Raw genomic sequence first — 4,783 nt, forward strand, 5'->3', positions numbered from 1 at the left:
CTCCACCACCACCGCGTCCTCCAGCCACCGCACGGTCGAGCGGTACACCGTGCGGTGGCTGGAGGACGCGGTGGTGGTGGAGGACGAGGCGGGGAGCCGGGTGGAGGGGGTCACCGTACGGGGCCTGTAGGCGTACGGGGCCTGCAGGCGCACGGGACCGGTAGCCGCACGGGACCAGGGCGTCGAAGCCGCCTCCGGCAGATACGCAACCATCGGTTGCATATCTGTCGGAGGCGGACTAGCTTTATATGCAACCGAAGGTTGCGAAAGATGGAGACGGCCATGGAGTACGGGAGCATCGAACGCGAGCTGCACATCGACGCGTCGCCCGAGGTGGTGTTCGAGGTGCTCAGCAGCCCCGAGCACATCCGGGAGTGGTGGAGCGCCGAGACCACCGCGTTCGAGCCGGCCGCGGGCGCGACCGCCCGTCTCACGTGGACGGATCAGGACACCGGACGGCGCCAGTCCGCGCCGTTCACGGTCGTCGAGGCCGACCCGCCACGGATGTTCTCGTTCCGGTGGACCTACGACGAGACGGAGACGGAGGCGGCGGCTCCGGGCAACTCGCTGCTGGTGACCTTCGAGCTCGCCCCCGCGGGGACGGGAACCACGGTCCGCTTCCGCGAGAGCGGCTACCGCGAACGGGGCTGGGAGGCAGCCGTGCTCGAAGCCCACTACAACGACCACCGGCAGGGCTGGGACTTCTACCTGCCGCGCCTGGTCGCGACCGCCGACCGGCTGGCGGCCACGCGATGAGCACCGCCGTCGACGACGACCTGTGGTCCGCGATAGGCGACCCGACCCGACGCCGCATGATCGATCTCCTGCTGGCCGACGGCCAGGGAACCGCGACGACCCTCAGCGCGCACCTGCCGGTGACCAGGCAAGCAGTGACCAAACACCTGGCCGTGCTCGACCGGGTCGGGCTGGTCCGGTCCGCGCCGGCGGGACGGGAGAAGCGCTACCAGGTGGACGAGGCCCAGCTGGCCCGGGCCGTGGCGCAGCTGAACTCGGTCGGCGAGATGTGGGACGCCCGCCTGCGGCGCATCAAGAGCCTCGCCGAAGCGATCCAACGGGCCAAGGACGCAGAGAAGTGACACCGACAAGTGAGGAGAGCGAGATGGTGGACATCCTGCACCGGGTAGGCATCACCGCGACCCCGGAGAAGGTGTACGAAGCGCTCACCACGGTCGAGGGTCTGGCCGCGTGGTGGACGATCGACACGAGCGGGTCCGGCGACGGCGTCCTGGAGTTCCGGTTCGGCGACCTCGGCGGCTTCGACATGAAGGTGCTCGACCTGCGGCCGAACGCACGGGTGCTGTGGGAGGTCGTCGACGGTCCGGCCGAGTGGGTCGGGACCACGGTCAGCTTCGAGCTGACCCAGGACGGCGAGTGGACGATCCTCATGTTCGCGCACGCGGGCTGGCGCGAACCGGTCGAGTTCATGAACCACTGCAGCACCAAGTGGGCGACCTTCCTGATGAGCCTGAAGTCCTTGCTGGAGACGGGCTCCGGCGCGCCGCACCCGCGCGACGTGCAGATCAGCAACTGGCACTGACGCCACCACTGCGGGGCCGTGGCGAGCCCGACGGCTGAAAGCCGGACCGGCTTCAGGCGTCGGGCTCAGGCGTCAGGCTCAGGGCATCGGACATCGGGCATCGGGCATCGGGCATCGGGCTCAGGTGTACTTGCCCGCGAACCAGGCGTCGGCCGCCTGGGTGTGGAGGGGGAAGGCCAGGGGTGAGGGGGTGTGCAGGACGTGCCAGCCCGCGGTTTCGTCGGTCGGCTTCGAGACGGGGAGGTCGGCGGCGCGGCGGGGTGGGAGGAGGCCGAAGAGCAGGAGGTGGCCCGCCGGGGAGCTCAGGGCGTCGGCCAGGGTGACCTCGGAGGCCGGGGCGGTGATGCCGGTCTCCTCGCGGAGCTCGCGGACGACCGCGTCGCGCCAGTCCTCGCCGAAGTCGATGAAGCCGCCGGGGAGGGCGACGCCGCCGAGGGCCGGTTCGATGGTGCGGGTGATGACCACGAGGCCGGTTCCGTCGGCGTCCTGGACGGGGAGGAGGGTGACGGCCACCGGGAGCGGGTTGCGGTACACGCTCGCCCCGCAGGCGGTGCAGGAGCGGGGCCACGCGTGGGTGGAGTAGGGCGCTCCGCAGGTGGAGCAGTGCGAGTCCTTCAGCTGTGCCGGCATCCGGCGATGGTATGCCAAGGGGTATGCGGATGAAGGCTGTTGTGGGTGTGCTCGCGGTGCTGGCCGGCGGGGCGGCGGCGGCCTCCGGGTCAGGGCAGTCCGGGCAGGGGTTCGGGCACGGGTCAGCGCACGGGTTCGTGGCGCTGCGCGAGGTGGATCCGAGCGTCCGGCAGGACATGCGGTACGCCGGGGCGCGGAATTTCACCGGTGGGGTGGTGGACGGGTACGAGGAGCCGGTGTGCCTGCTGGCCCGGCCCGCCGCCGAGGCGCTGCGCCGGGCGCAGCGCGGGCTGCTGCGGCGCGGGTACGCGCTGCGGGTGTACGACTGCTACCGGCCTCAGCGGGCGGTCGACCGGTTCGTGCGGTGGGCGCGGGAGGCGGACGGCCCGCACGACCGGGCGGCGAAGACCGAGTTCTATCCGAACGTGGAGCGGAACCGGCTGATTCCGGAGGGGTACATCGCGGAGAAGTCCGGGCACAGCCGCGGGAGCACGCTCGATGTGACCCTGGAGGAGCTGTCGGGCCGGCCGGTGGACATGGCGACCGCCTTCGACTTCTTCGATCCGCTCTCGCACACCGATGATCCGCGGGTCACGGGCGCCGCCCGCGCCCATCGGCAGTTGCTGAAGGGGGTGCTGGCCGAGCAGGGGTTCGTGAATCTTCCCGAGGAGTGGTGGCACTTCACGTACAAGCCGGAGGCGTACCCGGACACGTATTTCGATTTCCCCGTCGCTGTCGCCTCCGTCCGCCCGTGAGTACCGTGCCGGCATGACTTTCAGCTCGTACGAGGAATTCTGGCCGTACTACGTCGCGATGCACTCCCGGGCCGCCACCCGCTGGATCCATCTCACCGGCACGCTCACCGGGCTCGCGCTGAGCGTCTACGGGGTGGCGCGGGGCCGCAAGCGCTACCTCGCCGCGCTCCCCCTGATCGGGTACGGGACCGCGTGGCCGGCGCACTTCCTGATCGAAAGGAACAATCCGGCCACCTTCGGCCATCCGGGATGGTCGCTGCGCGGGGACGCGCAGATGATCCGGATGATGCTGGCCGGACGGGACGCGGAGCTGGGCGAGATCGCCCGGAAGTGGCTCGCCGAGAACCCGTGCCAGGGGTGCCCACCCGTGACAGACTTCTGACGATCCGTCAGAAGTCTGGCTAGGGAGGGGTCTTGGCACGCACACGCACACCGGTCGTGAACGGCTGGTTCACCGAGGACGGTCCGGACGGCGGCTTCCGGCTGCTCGGCACCCGCTGCTCGGCCTGCACCGCGGTGTTCTTCCCGCGCGAGGACGCGTACTGCCGCAATCCGCACTGCACGGGGGACGGCGAGCTCACCGAGGTGCCGCTGTCCCCGCGGGGCCGGGTCTGGTCCTGCACCGACGGGCGCTACCGGCCGCCCGCGCCCTACGTGTCCGACCCCGGCGTGCCCTGGGAGCCGTACACGCTGGTCGCGGTGGAGCTGGAGGCCGAGGGGATGGTCGTGCTGGGGCAGGCGGCGCCCGGGGTGGGGGTCGCCGATCTGGCGGTCGGGACGGAGGTCGAGGTGGTGGGCGGCGTGCTGAACGAGGACGCCGAAACCGTCTGGACCACCTGGCGGTTCCAGCCGGTGGGAGGGACCGCATGAGCACCGACATCGCCGTCCTCGGGGCGGGAATGCACCCCTGGGGCAAATGGGGCCGCAGCTTCGTCGCGTACGGCCGGACCGCCGCGCGGGCCGCCCTCGCGGACGCCGGGCTGGACTGGACGGACGTGCAGTCGATCGTCGGCGCCGACACCGTGCGCTCGGGCTACCCGGGCTACGTGGCCGGCGCCACCTTCGCGCAGGCCCTCGGCTGGCAGGGCGCACGGGTGACCAGCGTGTACGCGGCCTGCGCCTCGGGGGCGCAGGCGATCGGCGCGGCCCGCGCGCAGATCCTGGCGGGCCTGGCCGACGTGGTCCTCGTGGTGGGTGCGGACGCGGCGCCCAAGGGGTTCTTCGCCCCGGCGGGCGGCGACCGGCCGGACGATCCGGACTGGCTGCGGTTCCGCGTGCTGGGGGCCACCAACCCGGCGTACTTCGCGCTGTACGCCCGGCGCCGGATGGCCGTCTACGGGGACACCCCGGAGGACTTCGCCCAGGTCAAGGTGAAGAACGCGGCGGCCGGGGTGCTCAACCCGCACGCCCGGTACCGCAAGAGCGTGAGCGCCGAGGAGGTCGCGGCCTCCGCGGTCGTCGCCGATCCGCTCCGGCTGCTCGACATCTGCGCCACCTCCGACGGGGGCGCGGCGCTGGTGCTGAGCAGCATGGACTTCGCGCGTTCGCGCGGGGTGGCCGATCCGGTGCGGATCCGGGCGGTGTCCACGGTGACGCCCACGTATCCGCGGACGGTGCTGGACCTGCCGGACATCGCGACCGACTCGGTGGTGGCCGTGGATCCGGCGGCGGGATCCTTCCGGTCGTCGATCGCGCGCGCCGCGTACGAGGAGGCGGGGCTGGGTCCGGACGAGCTCTCGCTCGCCGAGGTGTACGACCTGTCCACCGCCCTCGAACTGGAGTGGTACGAGGACATCGGGCTGTGCGGGGAGGGCGAGGGGGCGAAGCTGGTCCGGGAGGG

General features: G+C 71.8%; 8 protein-coding genes. 7 read left to right on the forward strand and 1 reads right to left on the reverse strand.

Annotated features, from left to right (window positions below):
• Positions 1-270: 270 nt before the first annotated feature.
• The 3 genes from PV721_RS41290 to PV721_RS41300 are packed head-to-tail and all read left to right on the forward strand — an operon-like array spanning position 271 to position 1,558.
• Positions 271-756, forward strand: a complete 486-nt coding sequence (locus PV721_RS41290; protein WP_319733719.1) for an SRPBCC domain-containing protein — start codon at positions 271-273, stop codon at positions 754-756.
• Positions 753-1,097, forward strand: coding sequence for a metalloregulator ArsR/SmtB family transcription factor (locus tag PV721_RS41295; RefSeq protein ID WP_319733721.1), 345 nt, complete (start codon positions 753-755; stop codon positions 1,095-1,097). Before PV721_RS41290 ends, PV721_RS41295 begins: the two co-directional genes overlap by 4 nt.
• Positions 1,094-1,558: an SRPBCC domain-containing protein gene (locus PV721_RS41300; protein ID WP_319733723.1), complete on the forward strand. Its 465-nt coding sequence runs from the start codon at positions 1,094-1,096 to the stop codon at positions 1,556-1,558. The genes PV721_RS41295 and PV721_RS41300 overlap by 4 nt, the downstream gene beginning before the upstream one ends.
• Before the next feature lie 120 nt (positions 1,559-1,678).
• Here PV721_RS41300 and PV721_RS41305 read toward each other — a convergent pair whose 3' ends face one another.
• Positions 1,679-2,188, reverse strand: coding sequence for an NUDIX domain-containing protein (locus PV721_RS41305; RefSeq protein WP_319733725.1), 510 nt, complete (start codon positions 2,186-2,188; stop codon positions 1,679-1,681).
• 29 nt (positions 2,189-2,217) lie between these two features.
• On the opposite strand from PV721_RS41305, the gene PV721_RS41310 reads away from it, so the two are divergent.
• The 4 genes from PV721_RS41310 to PV721_RS41325 all read left to right on the forward strand — a co-directional run.
• A complete protein-coding gene (locus PV721_RS41310) occupies positions 2,218-2,943 on the forward strand; it encodes a M15 family metallopeptidase (RefSeq protein ID WP_319733727.1) in 726 nt (241 codons plus the stop codon).
• Between the two features lie 13 nt (positions 2,944-2,956).
• The gene (locus PV721_RS41315; RefSeq protein ID WP_319733729.1) at positions 2,957-3,325 is read left to right on the forward strand and encodes a DUF962 domain-containing protein; all 369 of its coding nucleotides are present in this window, start codon (positions 2,957-2,959) and stop codon (positions 3,323-3,325) included.
• 32 nt (positions 3,326-3,357) lie between these two features.
• Positions 3,358-3,813, forward strand: a complete 456-nt coding sequence (locus tag PV721_RS41320) for a Zn-ribbon domain-containing OB-fold protein (RefSeq protein WP_319733731.1) — start codon at positions 3,358-3,360, stop codon at positions 3,811-3,813.
• A partial coding sequence (locus tag PV721_RS41325) for a lipid-transfer protein (RefSeq protein WP_319733733.1) occupies positions 3,810-4,783 on the forward strand: 974 nt, incomplete at its 3' end. The genes PV721_RS41320 and PV721_RS41325, both read left to right, overlap by 4 nt.

It is taken from the genome of Streptomyces sp. MB09-01 (genome assembly GCF_033794505.1).
Lineage (GTDB): Bacteria > Actinomycetota > Actinomycetes > Streptomycetales > Streptomycetaceae > Streptomyces.

Bases quoted from the DNA above. Each gene is read 5' to 3' on its own strand.
- PV721_RS41290 (WP_319733719.1), top strand. From the start codon at position 271: ATGGAGACGGCCATGGAGTACGGGAGCATCGAACGCGAGCTGCACATC.
- PV721_RS41295 (WP_319733721.1), top strand. From the start codon at position 753: ATGAGCACCGCCGTCGACGACGACCTGTGGTCCGCGATAGGCGACCCG.
- PV721_RS41305 (WP_319733725.1), bottom strand. From the start codon at position 2,188: ATGCCGGCACAGCTGAAGGACTCGCACTGCTCCACCTGCGGAGCGCCC.
- PV721_RS41310 (WP_319733727.1), top strand. From the start codon at position 2,218: ATGAAGGCTGTTGTGGGTGTGCTCGCGGTGCTGGCCGGCGGGGCGGCG.
- PV721_RS41315 (WP_319733729.1), top strand. From the start codon at position 2,957: ATGACTTTCAGCTCGTACGAGGAATTCTGGCCGTACTACGTCGCGATG.